The organism is Enhydrobacter sp. (assembly GCF_030246845.1).
Taxonomy (GTDB): domain Bacteria; phylum Pseudomonadota; class Alphaproteobacteria; order Reyranellales; family Reyranellaceae; genus Reyranella.
On the sequence record NZ_CP126889.1, the window covers coordinates 1,880,671 to 1,894,663 of the forward strand.

At 66.7% G+C, this 13,993-nt stretch carries 17 protein-coding genes; 9 read left to right on the top strand and 8 right to left on the bottom strand.

Annotated features, from left to right (window positions below):
- The first annotated feature begins 156 nt into the window (after nt 1–156).
- Nucleotides 157–954 (top strand): 4-hydroxy-tetrahydrodipicolinate reductase, encoded by a 798-nt coding sequence (gene dapB, locus OJF58_RS09450; protein WP_300783769.1) that lies wholly within the window; start codon nt 157–159, stop codon nt 952–954.
- Here dapB and OJF58_RS09455 read toward each other — a convergent pair.
- Entirely contained in the window at nt 924–1,445 is a 522-nt protein-coding gene (locus OJF58_RS09455) for a DUF2244 domain-containing protein (RefSeq protein ID WP_300783770.1), read from the bottom strand. The genes dapB and OJF58_RS09455 overlap by 31 nt on opposite strands.
- A 34-nt stretch (nt 1,446–1,479) precedes the next feature.
- On the opposite strand from OJF58_RS09455, the gene nth reads away from it, so the two are divergent.
- The gene (nth, locus tag OJF58_RS09460) at nt 1,480–2,127 is read left to right on the top strand and encodes an endonuclease III (protein ID WP_300783771.1); all 648 of its coding nucleotides are present in this window, start codon (nt 1,480–1,482) and stop codon (nt 2,125–2,127) included.
- Between the two features lie 12 nt (nt 2,128–2,139).
- On the opposite strand, the gene OJF58_RS09465 is transcribed toward nth, so the two are convergent.
- Both OJF58_RS09465 and nudB read right to left on the bottom strand, forming a co-directional pair.
- Nucleotides 2,140–2,457 carry a monooxygenase gene (locus OJF58_RS09465; protein WP_300783772.1) on the bottom strand — a complete coding sequence of 106 codons (318 nt, stop codon included), beginning with the start codon at nt 2,455–2,457 and terminating at the stop codon, nt 2,140–2,142.
- A 25-nt stretch (nt 2,458–2,482) separates the two neighbouring features.
- Nucleotides 2,483–2,935, bottom strand: a complete 453-nt coding sequence (gene nudB, locus OJF58_RS09470) for a dihydroneopterin triphosphate diphosphatase (protein ID WP_300783773.1) — start codon at nt 2,933–2,935, stop codon at nt 2,483–2,485.
- Between the two features lie 69 nt (nt 2,936–3,004).
- Here nudB and dapD point away from each other — a divergent pair, with 69 nt between their 5' ends.
- Nucleotides 3,005–3,847, top strand: coding sequence for a 2,3,4,5-tetrahydropyridine-2,6-dicarboxylate N-succinyltransferase (dapD, locus tag OJF58_RS09475; RefSeq protein WP_300785228.1), 843 nt, complete (start codon nt 3,005–3,007; stop codon nt 3,845–3,847).
- A gap of 104 nt (nt 3,848–3,951) precedes the next feature.
- Here the strand turns inward: dapD and OJF58_RS09480 are convergent, their stop codons facing one another.
- Nucleotides 3,952–4,419 carry a nuclear transport factor 2 family protein gene (locus tag OJF58_RS09480; RefSeq protein ID WP_300783774.1) on the bottom strand — a complete coding sequence of 156 codons (468 nt, stop codon included), beginning with the start codon at nt 4,417–4,419 and terminating at the stop codon, nt 3,952–3,954.
- A gap of 65 nt (nt 4,420–4,484) precedes the next feature.
- Between OJF58_RS09480 and OJF58_RS09485 the strand changes: the two genes are divergently transcribed.
- The 5 genes from OJF58_RS09485 to OJF58_RS09505 are packed head-to-tail and all read left to right on the top strand — an operon-like array spanning nt 4,485 to nt 8,934.
- On the top strand, nt 4,485–5,036 hold the full coding sequence (locus OJF58_RS09485; RefSeq protein ID WP_300783775.1) for a LemA family protein: 552 nt from the start codon (nt 4,485–4,487) through the stop codon (nt 5,034–5,036).
- A gap of 1 nt (nt 5,037) precedes the next feature.
- Entirely contained in the window at nt 5,038–6,006 is a 969-nt protein-coding gene (locus OJF58_RS09490) for a M48 family metallopeptidase (RefSeq protein WP_300783776.1), read from the top strand.
- Nucleotides 6,007–6,047: 41 nt separating this feature from the next.
- Nucleotides 6,048–6,719, top strand: a complete 672-nt coding sequence (locus tag OJF58_RS09495; protein WP_300783777.1) for a GntR family transcriptional regulator — start codon at nt 6,048–6,050, stop codon at nt 6,717–6,719.
- A 28-nt stretch (nt 6,720–6,747) separates the two neighbouring features.
- Nucleotides 6,748–7,548 carry a phytanoyl-CoA dioxygenase family protein gene (locus tag OJF58_RS09500; RefSeq protein ID WP_300783779.1) on the top strand — a complete coding sequence of 267 codons (801 nt, stop codon included), beginning with the start codon at nt 6,748–6,750 and terminating at the stop codon, nt 7,546–7,548.
- Between the two features lie 21 nt (nt 7,549–7,569).
- Nucleotides 7,570–8,934: a Gfo/Idh/MocA family oxidoreductase gene (locus tag OJF58_RS09505; protein WP_300783781.1), complete on the top strand. Its 1,365-nt coding sequence runs from the start codon at nt 7,570–7,572 to the stop codon at nt 8,932–8,934.
- A gap of 72 nt (nt 8,935–9,006) precedes the next feature.
- Here the strand turns inward: OJF58_RS09505 and def are convergent, their stop codons facing one another.
- Entirely contained in the window at nt 9,007–9,576 is a 570-nt protein-coding gene (gene def, locus OJF58_RS09510; protein ID WP_300783783.1) for a peptide deformylase, read from the bottom strand.
- 63 nt (nt 9,577–9,639) lie between these two features.
- Nucleotides 9,640–10,554, bottom strand: coding sequence for an acetylglutamate kinase (gene argB / locus OJF58_RS09515; protein ID WP_300783785.1), 915 nt, complete (start codon nt 10,552–10,554; stop codon nt 9,640–9,642).
- Between the two features lie 130 nt (nt 10,555–10,684).
- Between argB and OJF58_RS09520 the strand changes: the two genes are divergently transcribed.
- The gene (locus tag OJF58_RS09520) at nt 10,685–11,356 is read left to right on the top strand and encodes a 2OG-Fe(II) oxygenase (RefSeq protein ID WP_300783787.1); all 672 of its coding nucleotides are present in this window, start codon (nt 10,685–10,687) and stop codon (nt 11,354–11,356) included.
- A gap of 132 nt (nt 11,357–11,488) precedes the next feature.
- Here the strand turns inward: OJF58_RS09520 and yihA are convergent, their stop codons facing one another.
- Nucleotides 11,489–12,139: a ribosome biogenesis GTP-binding protein YihA/YsxC gene (gene yihA, locus OJF58_RS09525; protein ID WP_300783789.1), complete on the bottom strand. Its 651-nt coding sequence runs from the start codon at nt 12,137–12,139 to the stop codon at nt 11,489–11,491.
- Complete coding sequence (gene yidC / locus OJF58_RS09530; RefSeq protein ID WP_300783791.1) at nt 12,139–13,989, bottom strand: membrane protein insertase YidC; 1,851 nt, start codon at nt 13,987–13,989, stop codon at nt 12,139–12,141. Before yidC ends, yihA begins: the two co-directional genes overlap by 1 nt.
- Nucleotides 13,990–13,993 lie beyond the last annotated feature (4 nt).

Consider the following 13,993-nt stretch of genomic DNA (forward strand, 5'->3'; position numbering starts at 1 on the left):
TCGGTGTCATCCCGACCGGAGTGAGGGATCCTTCGCAAGACCGTCAAGGATTCCTCGCTTCGCTCGGAATGACACCGGCTTGATATCCATGTCGGATGTCTCCCGTTCCATCCCGAATGTCGTGTATTCTCGAATGGCAAACGGACAGGATCAGATATGAAAGTCGCGATCGTCGGCGCCGCGGGGCGCATGGGCCAGATGCTGATCCGCGAGATCGCCCGGACCGAGGGCTGCAGTCTCGCCGGGGCCAGCGAGGCGGCCGGCAGCAAGGCGATCGGCCGCGATGCCGGGGAGCTTGCGGGCGTCGCAGCCACGGGCGTGAAGATCACCGCCGACAGCGCCGCGGCGATCGGCGCCGCCGAGGTGGTGATCGATTTCACCGTGCCCGCCGCGGCGGTCGCCCATGCCGGGATCGCAGCCGACAAGGGCGTGTCGATGGTGATCGGCACGACCGGCCTCGACGCCCGGCAGACCGCGGCCGTCCATGACTGCGCCCGGCGCATCCCGATCCTGTGGGCGGCCAACATGTCGATGGGCATCAACATCCTGATGGCGCTGGTCGAGAAGACCGCGTCGCTGCTCGATCCCGGCTACGACATCGAGGTGCTGGAAATGCATCACCGGCACAAGATCGATGCGCCTTCGGGCACCGCGCTGGCGCTGGGACGCGCCGCGGCGGCCGGCCGCAAGGTCAGGCTGGAGGATGTGTGGCGCAAGAGCCGCGACGGGCACACCGGGGCGCGGCCTGCCGGCGAGATCGGCTTCGCAACGCTGCGCGGGGGCGAGGAGGTGGGTGTGCACACGGTGATGTTCGCCGCCGCCGGCGAGCGGCTGGAGCTCAGCCACCGTGCCTTCAGCCGCGAGACCTATGCCTCCGGCGCCGTCCGCAGCGCGCTGTGGCTGACGGGCAAGAAGCCGGGCCTCTATGGCATGAAAGACGTGTTGGGGCTGTAGGCGTCGTCTTCCCTGTCCCAGGGATGCTCGAAGCGCGGCGAGCGCATGCGGGCAAGCGCGGCCTCGAGCTGCTCGCCGACCTCCTGCCGCACGGCCGGCGCCAGGAAGCGGCCGATGACGACACGGTTGCCGCGCGACGTCGCGATCAGCCGCTCGCCCTGCTCGATCTTCAGCCAGTAGGCATCGAGGCGGTGTTGCTCACGCTCACCGTCGGGCGCCGTCCGATCGACGATCAGCTCGTAATCGGTCAGCACCAGGGTCTCGCTGCGCCGGGCGTCGAGGTAGTTGCGCTGGAACAGCCACCAGAGGAGCGCGACGTCGAGGCCCATGAACCCCATCACCGGCCAGGCGCCAAGCAGATAGAGCGGCAGGCCGATCATCAGGTTCGCGATCACGACGGCGCGGATCAGCCACTTGAAGCCCTCGGGGGGCAAGCTGCGATGCGGCCTGAGCGATGTGGAGAAGTGGATCGCCGGAGAGGAGTCGGCCATGGCGTCACCCTAATGCGTCGGCTAGCGTCCCGCCATGGCCTTGATGACACCTGCGGAAGTACGGCTTTTCTTCATCCGTTTGCGCCAGACCATGCCGGAACCGGAGACCGAGCTCGAATACGACAACGTCTACCAGTTGCTGGTCGCGGTCGTCCTGTCGGCCCAGGCGACCGATGCCGGCGTCAACCGCGCCACCGAGCCGCTGTTCGAGAAGATCAAGAGGCCGGCCGAGATGGTGGCGCTCGGCGAGAAAAAGCTGATCGGCTACATCAAGACCATCGGACTCTATCGTACCAAGGCAAAGAACGTGATCGCGCTCAGCCGGTTGCTCGTCGAGAAACACGGCGGCGAGGTCCCGCGCAGCCACGAGGCGCTGCAGGAGCTGCCGGGGGTGGGCCGCAAGACCGCCAACGTGGTCATGAACGTGGCTTTCGGCGAGCCGACGATCGCCGTCGACACCCACATCTTCCGGGTCGGCAACCGCACCGGCTTGGCGCCGGGCAAGAACCCGCTCGAGGTTGAGCTGCGGCTGCTGAAGCGCGTGCCGCCCGAATTCCGTCTCCACGCCCATCACTGGCTGATCCTGCACGGCCGCTACACCTGCAAGGCGCGCAAGCCCGAATGCCCGCGCTGCGTGGTGAACGACCTGTGCAAGTTCCGGGCGAAGACCGTCGCCCTCTAAATTCAGGCGAGGCTACACCGCTTCGGCCAGGACCTTGGCCATCTCGTTGTCGACCACGACCGATGTCTCGAAGTAGCGGATCTCGGGCGGTGCGCCATAGCGCTCGGCAATGTAGGCCTGCCATTGCGGCGTGTAGACCGCTTCGGCGTCGGCCCTGCTCTTCCAGAGATAGACGCCGCCGCCGATCCGCTTCTCGGCGTCGTAGAGATAGTACTTGCGCACCAGGCCCTTCATGCCGCGGTATTTCGGTGCCGAGCCTTTGAAGAGATCGGCGGCCTTCCGGGCATCGATGTCGGCGGGCAGCTTGAAGTTCACGATGGCCGTGATCATGACGTCCTCCAGAGCTCGGCGAAGCCTAGCACCCGGTGCGCCCGGCCGCACGCTGCGGAAGCTGCCGGATGGCGTCGCGATTGGTGGGTGAGAAGGTCTTCGCCATCGCCTCCCGCCAGGGCAGCCAGAGCTGCGCGATGTGCTCCGCCGGATCGAGCGTTGCCACGGTCTGCCCGTCCACCCGGAAGCCGAACACATGCTCGACATTGTGGGTGACGCCGGGTGCGTAGCGGCTGCGCCATTGCGGCCAGATCTCGTAGCGGTTCACGAGATGCCAGTCGGTCAGTGTGCCGAGCGTGAGACCGGTCTCCTCCCGCAATTCGCGCCGGGCCGTGGCCGCCAGATCGGGATCGTCAGGCTCGCGGGCGCCGGTGACGGATTGCCAGAAGCCCGGCTGCGCCGCCCGCTCCAGCAACAGCACTTCGAGATCGGTGGTGTGAACCACCACCAGCACCGATTCGGGAATCTTGAACGCCATCGCGTCAGCATAGCGCCTGCATTGACTCCCCGCCCGCCCCCGCTATGGTCCGGCGGCTTTTTCGAGGAGATCATGAGCAAAGAGCTTCAGAGCGCCATCGACGCGGCATGGGAGAAGCGCGACGGCATCACCAGCGCCACCAGGGGCGCCGTGCGCGACGCGGTCGAGGCAGCCATCGGTGGCCTCGACGACGGCACCTTCCGCACCGCCGAGAAGGTGGGCGACGAGTGGGTGGTGAACCAGTGGCTGAAGAAGGCCGTCCTGCTCTCCTTCCGCCTCTACGATTCGGTGCCGATGGATGGCGGCGCTGCCTTCCCCGGCCTGGGCGCCGCGCCGTGGTTCGACAAGGTGCCGCTCAAGACCACGGGCTGGAACGCCGCGCGCTTCGGCAAGGCGGGCTTTCGCGCCGTGCCGGGATCGATCGTGCGCCGCGGCTCCTATATCGCGCCGTCGGTCGTGCTGATGCCCTCCTTCGTCAATCTCGGGGCCTACGTCGACTCGGGCACGATGGTCGACACCTGGGCGACCGTCGGCTCCTGTGCGCAGATCGGCAAGAACTGCCACCTCTCGGGCGGTGTCGGCATCGGCGGCGTGCTCGAGCCGTTGCAGGCCAATCCGGTGATCATCGAGGACAATTGCTTCATCGGCGCGCGCTCGGAAGTCGTCGAGGGCGTGATCGTGGGAACGGGCGCAGTGCTCTCGATGGGCGTGTTCATCTCGGCCACGACCAAGGTGGTCGACCGCGCCACCGGCCAGATCCATGTCGGCAAGGTGCCACCCTATTCGGTGGTCGTGCCCGGCAATATCGGCGGCGGCCCGGACCGGCCCTCGACCTATTGTGCCGTGATCGTGAAGACCGTCGACGAGCGCACGCGGTCCAAGACCTCGATCAACGAGTTGCTGCGGGATTGACGCAACGCGAAAAGATTCCTCGCTGCGCTCGGAATGACACAGTCATTCAAGTCCCAAAAAGGCCGTGTCATCCCGAGCGCACGCGAGGGATCTTTCAGCGACAGTCACACCAAATGCCGCGCCCATTCGGGGCGGGCCTTGAAGCGGGCGGCCTCCTTGAGGAGGATCTTGGCCACGCGCTCGGGCGCGAAGCCGATCTCGAGAAGACCAACGCCGGCGTTCGCGACCTCGCGGTACTCGGCGATCCTGCCGTCGCGCAGCGTCATGACCGACACGCCGTCGAAGCCCACGCGCCGGCCCTTGGCCTCGGGCAAGGTCGAGACGTAGCTGAAGGTATAGTAGGCGTAGAGCGTGCGGCCGTCGCTCACCGGCCGGAACATCTCCCAGCGGAAGTCGCGCGCGGTCCGGTGGAACCAGTCGTCGATCATCTCGGCGATCTTCTGGCGTCCCTCGAAGGCGCCGTAGAAGACGTCGTGATAGACCCCGTCCTCGGTGAACAGGCCGGCGAAGGCCTTGCCGTCGCGCCGCTCGACGGCGGCGCAGAATTCCCTCAGCAGCGCTTGCACGTCCATGCATATTCCTCCCGGCTGGCGATCATGACTAAACTGGCTGCGGCGGCAAGGGAGGAGACCCCGGCATGAGCCTTTGGATCGTCATCGGCATCGTCGTCCTGATCGTGCTCTGGCTGATCGTGATCTACAACGGCCTCGTCACGGGACGGAACCAGGCGCAGACCGCCTGGAGCCAGATCGACGTCCAGCTCAAGCGCCGGCACGATCTCATCCCCAATCTCGTGCAGGTGGTGAAGGACACGATGGGCTACGAGCAGGAGACGCTCACCAGGGTGATCCAGGCCCGCAATGCCGCGGCAGCCGCTTCCGGCCCGGCCCAGGCGGGACCGGCCGAGGCGGCCCTGAGCCAGGCCACGCGTGGCCTGCTGGCGCTGGTCGAAAGCTATCCGCAGCTCAAGGCCAACGAGAACGTGAAGCAGCTCCAGGAGGAGCTCACCAGCACCGAGAACAAGATCGCCTTCGCCCGCCAGTTCTACAACGACTCGGTCAACAGCTATAACAACCGCCGGCAAAGCTTCCCCGCCGTGCTGGCCGCCGCCTCGCTGGGCTTCGGGCCCATCGAGCTCTTCGCCATGCCCGAGACCGAGCGCGAGGTGCCCAAGGTCGCGCTGCGCTGAGATGAGCGGCCCGACCGACTTCGTCGCCGCGCAGGCCGCGAACCGGCGCAACACCCTGCTGCTGCTCGTGCTGCTGACGATCCTGGCGGCAGTGACCGGCTACGTGGTGGGCTGGCTGCTGCAGAGCGAGGTGGTCGACCACGTGCCGGTGGTGAGCGAGGTCGGGCTCCTCGGCGCAGGCCTGATGGCCGTGGCAAGCATCGGCTGGAGCGCGATCTCGCTTGGCTTCGGCGACCGGCTGGTGCTGGCCATGGCCGAAGCGCGGCCGATCGACAAGCCGGACGCGCCGCAGCTCTACAATGTCGTCGAGGAGATGTCGCTCGCCGCCGGCGTGCCGATGCCCAGGGTCATGATCCTGGAGACCGAGGTGCCCAACGCCTTCGCAACCGGCACGAAGCCCGGCCACGGCACCATCGCCGTCACGCGCGGCCTCCTGGACAAGATGAATCGCGACGAGTTGCAGGGCGTCGTCGCCCACGAGATGGCCCATGTCGCCAATCTCGATACCCGCTACATGGTGGTAGTGGGCGTCACCGTCGGCCTGATCGCGCTGGTGTGCGACCTGATCCTGCGCACCATGCGCTGGGGCGACTTCTCCGGCCGACGGCGCGACGGCGACGACAAGAGATCGGGCAGTGGATCGGGCGCGGGCCTCCTGATCCTCCTGCTGATCGTGGTGGCGGTCCTGGCGCCGCTTGCCGCCAAGGCTGTGCAGATGGCGGTGTCGCGCCAGCGCGAGTACCTCGCCGACGCAACCTCGGTGCAGTTCACGCGCAATCCTGACGGCCTCATCTCGGCCCTGACCAAGCTCGCCGCGGCCGCCGGCCCCTTTCCCGGCGTCAGTCGCGCCACCCAGCACCTGTTCATCGTGAACCCGGTCCAGCCGATGACGTCCAGGACGCCCGCACTGCTGGCCACTCATCCGGATATCGCCGACCGCATCGCGCGCCTGCGCAATCTCGGCGCTTAGACGTTGACTTCGCAGGCTCCGTGTTCTGTATACAGAATGCGATGAGACCTTTCGATCCCGAACCCGATCTCAGCGAGCGCATCCATGACGCCGTGCTCGAGGCCATCTGCTCCGGCGAGCTGAAGTCGGGTGCGCGCATCACCCAGGAAGAGCTGGCCAATCGGTTCGGCGTGTCGCGGCAGCCGGTGCTGCAGGCCATGATGCTGCTGCGCCGCGAAGGCTTCCTGGTCGATGCCGGCCGCAAGGGAGTCTGCGTGGCGCCGCTCGATGTCGAGCAGGCCAACAATCTCTACATCGTGCGGGCCGCCCTGGACGCGGTCGCGGCCCGTCTGGCGGCGGCGCGCTACACGCGCGAGCTCGCCCATCGCGGCCGCCTCCTGCTCGACGTCGGGCGGCGGGCGATCGCCAGCGGCTATATCCCGTCGGCCATCGAGGCCGACATCGATTTCCATCTCTTCATCTACGAGGCCTCGGGCAATCCGGTGATTTCCGAAACCACGCAGCCGCACTGGCAGCATCTGCGGCGGGTGATGGCGGCCGTGCTGAGCGAGGAGGACCTGCGGGTCAGCGTGTGGGACGAGCACGAGGCGATCCTGCAGACGCTGGAGGCCGGCGACGCGAGTCGGGCCGAAGCGCTCTGCCGCAAGCATGCCGAACAGACGGCCGGCGTGCTGACCAGCCGGTTGAAGGCCGTGATCTCGCGCGCCGCTTGATCAGCGACGAAACAGCAGGAGGAACGCCATGAAGCTCACTCCCGACCAGCTCAGGCAATTCGACGAGGAAGGCTATCTCTTCTTCCCCGACTATTTCTCGCCCGAGGAAACGGCGATCCTGAAGGCCGAGATCCCCGGCGTGTTCCAGCAGCGCCGTGAGGAGAATGTGCGCGAGAAAGCCGGCGACGTGGTGCGCACCGCCTTCGCCGTTCATACCTATCATCCGGTGTTCGAGGCGCTGGTCCATCATCCGCGCTTCGTCGAGCCGGCCGAGCAGCTCCTGGGCGACAGGACCTACATCCACCAGTTCAAGATCAACGGCAAAGCCGCCTTCGACGGCGATGTCTGGCAGTGGCACCAGGACTACGGCACCTGGAAAGCCGACGACGACATGCCGGAAGCCCGCGCCATGAATCTCGCCGTGTTCGTCGACGACGTGAACGAGTTCAACGGCCCGCTGTGGTTCATTCCCCGAAGCCACAAGAAGGGAGCGATCGAGGCCAAGCACGATCTCACCACCACTTCCTATCCGCTGTGGGTGATCGACAACGACACCATCGCCAAGCTGGTGAAGCAGGGCGGCATCGTGGCCCCCAAGGGTGGGCCGGGCTCGGCGATCTTCTTCCACGGCACGCTGGTGCACGGCAGCCCGCCCAACATGTCGCCGTGGGACCGCCAGATCATCTATGTCACCTACAACGCCGTCTCCAACGCCATCCGCCGCTTCAAGCGCCCGGCCCATATCGCGCATCGCGACTTCACGCCGATCGACGCCTGGCAGGACGACGCCGTGCTGCGCGCGGCGCGCCGCAAGGCCGCGGCGGAATAGCGACAGCCCCGGGAGGACATCATGAACCTGCATCGCATGCTGCTCGAGCGCGCCGCCGAGGGCAATCCGCTGCGCATCGGCCTGATCGGCGCCGGCAAGTTCGGCGCCATGTATCTCAGCCAGATTCCGACCACCCCGGGCATCCACCTGGTCGGCATCGCCGATCTTTCGCCGGCGCGGGCGAAGGAGAACCTCGCCCGGCTGGGCTGGAAGCCCGACGTCACTTCGGCGATCTCCTTCGCCGAGGCGCGCAGGCACGGCAACACGCATCTCACCAACGACTGGCGGGCGCTGGTGAGCAACCCCGAGATCGACATCATCGTCGAGGCGACGGGCGATCCGATCGCCGCGGTCGAGCACGCGCTCGAGGCGTTCGGCAACGGCAAGAGCGTGGTGATGGTGACGGTCGAGGCCGACGCCTTCTGCGGCCCCTTGCTCGCCCGGCGCGCCGCCGCGGCAGGTGTCGTCTACAGCCTGGCCTACGGCGACCAGCCGGCCTTGATCTGCGAGCTGGTCGATTGGGCGCGCACCTCCGGCTTCTCGGTGACGGCGGCCGGCCGCGGCCACAAATGGCTGCCGCACTATGCGCAGTCGACGCCCGAGACGGTGTGGAAGTACTGGGGCCTCAACGAGGAGCAAGCGAGGCGCGGCGGGCTGAACCCCAAGATGTTCAACTCCTTCCTCGACGGCTCCAAGCCCGCGATCGAGAGCACCGCCGTGTCGAACGCCACCGGTCTCACGCCGGCGCCAGACGGGCTCGCCTTCCCGCCCTGCTCGGTGGAGGACCTGCCGTTCGTGATGCGCCCGACCTCCGAGGGCGGCCACCTGCACCACAAGGGCCAGGTCGAGGTCGCCTCGTCGCTCGAGAAGGACGGACGCGCGATTCCGTACGAGATCCGCAAGGGCGTGTGGGTCGTGTTCGAGGCCTCGACCGAATACCAGAAGAACTGCTTCGAGGAGTACATGCTCTGCACCGATCCGAGCGGCCGCTACTCGGTGATGTACAAGCGCTGGCATCTGATCGGCCTCGAGGTCGGCATGTCGGTGGCCTCGGTCGGCCTGCGCAAGGAGCCGACCGGCTGCCCCACCGGCTTCCACGCCGACGTGATCGCCACCGCCAAGCGCGACCTCAAGCCGGGCGAGATGCTGGACGGCGAGGGCGGCTATACAGTGTACGGCAAGCTCTTCCCGGCCGAGAAGTCGACCGGGTTGGGCAGCCTGCCGCTCGGCCTCGCCCACAACGTCAAGCTCCTGAAGCCGATCAAGGCCGGCCAGTCGCTGACCTATGCCGATGTGGCGATGGACGAAAGCCTGACGGCGGTGAAGCTGCGCCGCGAGATGGAGCGCGACTTCGCCCCGGCGGCGGCAAAGATCGCCGCGCAGTAGCATTCATTGGACCGCGCGCTTCCAGCGCGCCCATGAGGCGCGCTGAAAGCGCGCGGTCCAAAAAAGCTAGAGCTAAAGCGCCGGCGCGTGATCCTTTGCCTTGGCCGCCGGCTTGCCTTCGGCGGCCTCGCGCTCCTTCTCCTTCCGGGCCTTCAGGAGCTTGCGCAGGATCATATTGCGCTTGAGCGCGGAGATATGGTCGATGAACAGGATGCCGTCGAGATGGTCGATTTCGTGCTGCACGCAGGTCGCGAGCAGGCCCTCGCAGGCGAGCTCCTTCTGACCGCCGTCACGGTCGAGATAGCGCACCGTCACCTGCGCCGGGCGGACCACGTCGGAATAGTGGTCCGGCACCGAGAGACAGCCTTCCTCGTAGGTCGCGTCCTCGTCCGAGGCCTCGACGATCTCCGGATTGGCCATGAAGAGGGGACCGACCTTGGTATCCTCGCGGTCGATGTGCAGGACGACGACTCGCTTCAGCACGCCGACCTGGGGCGCCGCCAGTCCGATCCCGGGCGCGGCGTACATGGTCTCCAGCATGTCATCCATGAGCTGGCGCACGCCCTCGTCCACCGCCGCCACGGGCAGCGACTTCTTCTTGAGGCGCGGATCGGGCGCGGTGAGGATCGTCCTGATGGCCATGGCGGTTAAATATGCAAGGAAATCAGGCGTTTCAAGGCCGGTTGCGAGGCGCTCGCAGCCGCTTCAGGCGCGCTTGACCATGGTGCCGACCCCCGCCTCGGTGAAGACCTCGAGCAGCAGGCAGTGCGGCACACGGCCGTCCATGATGGTGGCCGCCTCGACGCCGCGGCTCACCGCGTCGATGCAGTTCTCGACCTTGGGGATCATGCCGCCGGAAATGGTGCCGTCGGCGATCAGCGCTCGCGCCTGCTCGACCGTCATCTCCGGGATGAGCTGGCCGTTGCGGTCGAGCACGCCCGGCACGTCGGTCAGGAACAGCAGCCGCTTGGCCTTCATCGCGCCGGCGATGGCGCCCGCCGAGGTGTCGGCATTGATGTTATAGGTGAGCTCGTCGTTCACGCCGAACCCGATCGGCGCCACCACCGGGATGACGTCGGCCCGCCGGAGCTGCTCCAGCACCATGACGTTGATCATGGCGGGCTCCCCCACCTGCTTGAGGTCGACCTTCAGCATCTCTCCCGTCTTGGGATCGCGCATCCGCTCGACCCTGTTGGCGAGGATCAGGTTGCCGTCCTTGCCGCAGATGCCGACCGCGATGCCGCCGCATTCGTTGATGTCGGCCACGATCGCCTTGTTGATGGAACCGGCCAGCACCATCTCGACGATCTCCATGGTCGCGGCGTCGGTGACCCGCAGCCCGTTCACGAACTCGCTCTTGATCCCGACCCGCTCCAGCATCCTGTTGATCTGCGGGCCGCCGCCATGGACCACGATCGGGTTCATGCCGACCTGCTTCATCAGCACGATGTCGCGGGCGAAAAGGTCGCCCAGCCTGGGATCGGTCATGGCATGGCCGCCATATTTCACGACGAAAGTCGCGTCGTTGTGACGGCGCATGTACGGCAGGGCCTTGGAGATGGTCTCCGCCATGCGGATGAGCCGCTTCTGCTCCTTGTCGGTCTGAACCGGCTCGACCATGTCGCGTGAAATCCCAGTTTGGCAAAAGCCCTCTCCGCGCCGGGAGAGGGCTAGGCAGGCATCATATATCAGGCGTGCGGCGGATAGAAGAAGCGGCAGCAGGACGTCAAGATGATTGTGGGGATTTCAGATGATCGACACCGACACCCTCGCTGATCGCGGCCATGTCGTGGCACCTTCGCTGCTTCCGCCGCAAGAGTGCCGTGAACTGGCGGCGCTGTGGCCCGAACAGGCCCGTTTTCGCAGCCATGTCGTCATGCAGCGGCACGGCTACGGCCAGGGCGACTACAAGTACTTCACCTATCCGCTGCCCGAGCCGGTGCAGCGGTTGCGCCAGGCGCTCTATCCTCCGCTGGCAGCCGTCGCCAACGGCTGGAGCCAGGCCCTGGGGGTCGACAAGCGCTTCCCGCCCACGCTCGAGCGCTGGCTCGCAGAATGCCATGCCGGCGGTCAGAAGCGGCCGACCCCGCTGCTGCTGCGCTACGGCGCCGGCGACTACAACTGCCTGCACCGCGATCTCTACGGCGACCTCGTCTTTCCCCTGCAGGCGACGATCCTGCTGAGCGATCCCCGACGCGACTTCGAGGGCGGCGAATTCATGCTGGTCGAGCAACGGCCGCGCCAGCAGTCGCGCGGCGAGGTGGTGCCGCTCGGCCAGGGCGATGCGGTGATCTTCGCGGTCAATCAGCGGCCCGCCAAGGGCAGCCGCGGCTGGCATCGCACCGCGATGCGTCATGGCGTGTCGAGCGTGCGCCGCGGCCGGCGCTTCACCCTCGGCATCATCTTCCACGACGCCGCGTAAGAGCCTCATGGGAGCGGGCCACTCCAGGGGCGCTCATGCTCGTGTGGACCGCGCGGAACTTGCCCGCTTATGAGCGAGCTGGAAGCTCGCGGTCCAGAAGATGCGCCACTGGAATGGCGCGCTCCCGTGAGCTTATCCCGTCGCGACGGCGAGGATCTCCGCCCGCAACTCGGGCAGGCCGAAGCCCGTCTCGCTGCTGGTCGGCAAAGCCTCGGGATGGGCGGCGCCGTGCCGGCGCGCGACCGCTTCCGCGGCGGCGACCGCGCGCGGGATCTCGGCCGGCTTGAGATGGTCCGTCTTGGTGAGCACGAGCTGATAGGAGACGGCGGCTGCGTCCAGGTTCTTCATCGTCTCGCGGTCGGACTCCTTCACGCCGTGCCGCGAATCGATCAGCAGGCAGACCCGCTTCAGGGTCGGACGACCGCGCAGATAGGCCGAGGCGAGATCCTGCCAGGTCTCCTTCATCGACCTCGAGACCTGGGCGAAGCCGTAGCCCGGCAGATCGACCAGCAGGAGCCGGTCGGCGAGATTGAAGAAATTGATCTGTCGTGTATGGCCGGGGCTGGACGAGGTGCGGGCGAGCGTCCGCCGGCCGGTGAGCGCATTGACGAGGCTCGACTTGCCGACGTTCGAGCGGCCGGCGAAGGCGACCTCGGGCAGGCCGATCGGGATCAGGGAGTCGAGCGACGCGGCTCCCGCAATGAAATCGCAGCGACCGGCAAAGAGCTTGCGCGCCGCCTCGATCTCGCCGGCCGTACGTCCAACCGCCTTCGGTTCGTCCATCAGCCTTTCTTGGTGACGGCCTTGCCGCCCTTCTTGCCGTTGCCGCGTGCCGGTGGCGGCTGCGTCGCGGGTGCGGACGACGCTGCCGGCGCGGTGGCCTGCGCCTTGCGGCCGATCGGTGCGCCGTGACGGCGCATGATGAAGTACTGCTGCGCGATCGAGAGCGTGTTGCTCCACGCCCAGTAGATCACAAGTCCGGCCTGGAACGGCGCCATCATGAAGGTGAACAGGACCGGCAGGAACTGGAACACCCGCTGCTGCATGGGATCGGCCGGCGCCGGATTGAGCTGCTGCTGCAGGTACATCGTCACGCCCATGATCATCGGCCACAGGCCGATGTTGAAGAAGTGCAGGTACTCGGGCACCTGCCAGGGGAACAAGCCGAAGCCCGTCAGGATGGTGAGCGGGTCGGGCGCGCTGAGGTCGTGGATCCAGCCGAAGAACGGCTGATGGCGCATCTCGATCGTTGTGTAGAGCACCTTGTAGAGGGCGAAGAACACCGGGATCTGCACGACGATGGGCAGGCACCCCGCCGCTGGATTCACCTTCTCGCGGCGATAGAGCTGCATCAGCTCCTGGTTCATGCGCTGCTTGTCCTCGCCGTAGCGCTGCTTCAGCTTCTCCATCTCGGGCTGAAGCCGCTTCATCTTGCTCATCGCGGCGTACGACTTGTTGGCGAGCGGGAAGAACGCCGCCTTGACGATCACGGTCAGCGCCAGGATGGCGAGGCCGAAATTGCCGAGCTGCCTGTAGAGCCATTCGAGCAGCCAGAACAGGGGCTTGGTGAAGAACCAGAACCAGCCCCAGTCGATCGTAAGGTCGAAGCGCTCGAAACCGTACTTGTCCCGGTAGGCATCGACCACGCGTACGATCTTGGCGCCGGCGAAGAGGTGCGAGCTGCTGTCGCCGGCCGCGCCGGGCGCGATCGAGAGCGCCGGCGCGACGAAGTCGACCTGGTACCGGACGTTGGGGTCGGTGCCGGTCTCCTTCAGCGTCACGTCCACTTTCTGCTTCTGGTCGGGGATGAGCGTGGCCATCCAGTACTTGTCAGTGATGCCGACCCAGCCGCCAGTGGTGCTGATCTTCTCCTGCTTGTCGCCCTTGAAGTCCTTGTAGCTGAATTCCTTGAGGCTGCCGTTGAACACGCCGTACGGCCCCTCGTGCAGCACGTAGGTGCCTTCCGGCGGCGGCTGGCCGTAGCGCACCACCAGGCTCCAGGGAAAGAGCGTCACCGGCTTGTCCGACTTGTTCTCGACGCTCTGCTTGACGTTGAACAGGAAGTGATCGTCGATCGAGAAGGTCAGCGCGAAGACGAGGTTCTGGCCGTTGTCCCAGGTGAGCCGCACCGGCTGCCCGGGCGCGAGCGTCGTCCTGTCGGCGGTCCAGAGCGTGTCCGGCCCCGGCAGCTTGATCGAGGGATCGGATGCCGACCAGCCGAACTCGGCGTAGTAGGGATGCTCGCTGCCGACGGGCGAGAGCACCGGCACAGGCGGGCTGTTGGGATCGAGCGTCTCGCGCTGCTTGGCGAGCTGCACGTCGTCGATGCGCCCGCCCTTGAGGTCGATCGAGCCGATCAGTTCCGGCGTGTTGAAGGTGACCCGCGGATTGCGTGCCAGGGCCTGCTCGCGCGGCACGAAGGACTCGGCCGCGGCGGCCGGCGCCGAGCCGGGGGCCGAGGGCGGCGCCGACGGGCTGGTCGACGACGAGTTGGTCGACGACCGTTCGGCGGGCGTCGATTGAGCCGTCGTCTGCTGTTGCTGCTGCGTGTGCTTGGGCGGGAAGGCGTATTGCCAGCCCATGATGATCAGCACCGAGAGCACGATCGCGACGATGAAATTCTTCTGGTCCATTTGA

Excerpts from the sequence above, each read along its gene's own strand:
- nth (WP_300783771.1), top strand. The coding sequence starts at position 1,480 with ATGGCCTTGATGACACCTGCGGAAGTACGGCTTTTCTTCATCCGTTTG.
- argB (WP_300783785.1), bottom strand. The coding sequence starts at position 10,554 with ATGGTCGAGCCGGTTCAGACCGACAAGGAGCAGAAGCGGCTCATCCGC.
- OJF58_RS09465 (WP_300783772.1), bottom strand. The coding sequence starts at position 2,457 with ATGATCACGGCCATCGTGAACTTCAAGCTGCCCGCCGACATCGATGCC.
- nudB (WP_300783773.1), bottom strand. The coding sequence starts at position 2,935 with ATGGCGTTCAAGATTCCCGAATCGGTGCTGGTGGTGGTTCACACCACC.
- OJF58_RS09490 (WP_300783776.1), top strand. The coding sequence starts at position 5,038 with ATGAGCGGCCCGACCGACTTCGTCGCCGCGCAGGCCGCGAACCGGCGC.
- dapB (WP_300783769.1), top strand. The coding sequence starts at position 157 with ATGAAAGTCGCGATCGTCGGCGCCGCGGGGCGCATGGGCCAGATGCTG.
- def (WP_300783783.1), bottom strand. The coding sequence starts at position 9,576 with ATGGCCATCAGGACGATCCTCACCGCGCCCGATCCGCGCCTCAAGAAG.
- OJF58_RS09505 (WP_300783781.1), top strand. The coding sequence starts at position 7,570 with ATGAACCTGCATCGCATGCTGCTCGAGCGCGCCGCCGAGGGCAATCCG.
- OJF58_RS09485 (WP_300783775.1), top strand. The coding sequence starts at position 4,485 with ATGAGCCTTTGGATCGTCATCGGCATCGTCGTCCTGATCGTGCTCTGG.
- OJF58_RS09520 (WP_300783787.1), top strand. The coding sequence starts at position 10,685 with ATGATCGACACCGACACCCTCGCTGATCGCGGCCATGTCGTGGCACCT.
- OJF58_RS09495 (WP_300783777.1), top strand. The coding sequence starts at position 6,048 with ATGAGACCTTTCGATCCCGAACCCGATCTCAGCGAGCGCATCCATGAC.
- yidC (WP_300783791.1), bottom strand. The coding sequence starts at position 13,989 with ATGGACCAGAAGAATTTCATCGTCGCGATCGTGCTCTCGGTGCTGATC.
- OJF58_RS09455 (WP_300783770.1), bottom strand. The coding sequence starts at position 1,445 with ATGGCCGACTCCTCTCCGGCGATCCACTTCTCCACATCGCTCAGGCCG.
- OJF58_RS09480 (WP_300783774.1), bottom strand. The coding sequence starts at position 4,419 with ATGGACGTGCAAGCGCTGCTGAGGGAATTCTGCGCCGCCGTCGAGCGG.
- yihA (WP_300783789.1), bottom strand. The coding sequence starts at position 12,139 with ATGGACGAACCGAAGGCGGTTGGACGTACGGCCGGCGAGATCGAGGCG.
- OJF58_RS09500 (WP_300783779.1), top strand. The coding sequence starts at position 6,748 with ATGAAGCTCACTCCCGACCAGCTCAGGCAATTCGACGAGGAAGGCTAT.